We start from the raw sequence: 325 nt of genomic DNA on the forward strand, positions 1-325 counted from the left end.
CTCGGCTACGAACCGAGCGGTCGGAGGTTCGAATCCTCCCGGATGCACCATATTCTGCGCAATATCTGTAAGTCTGTTTTCTCAGGGGTGGCGGGTCTAACCGCAAGCACCAGAGAGGATAGCGTTGCTTCAGCAACGACCCGAAGGGCGAGGCGAAGCCGAGTCATCCTCCCGGATGCACCATCTTGCTCAGTGTGATTGTGATAAACAGGGCACTGAATCTGCGTTGTAAATAAAGTTTTCCCAATGCATCCGTAGCTCAGCTGGATAGAGTACTCGGCTACGAACCGAGCGGTCGGAGGTTCGAATCCTCCCGGATGCACCA

1 tRNA gene is annotated in these 325 nt (G+C 54.8%); it reads left to right on the top strand.

Annotation, left to right across the window (positions count from 1 at the left end):
• Positions 1–248: 248 nt before the first annotated feature.
• A tRNA-Arg gene (locus IAE50_RS25770) sits at positions 249–325 on the top strand.

It is taken from the genome of Kosakonia sp. S42, from assembly GCF_016624785.1.
Classification (GTDB): Bacteria; Pseudomonadota; Gammaproteobacteria; order Enterobacterales; family Enterobacteriaceae; genus Kosakonia; species Kosakonia cowanii.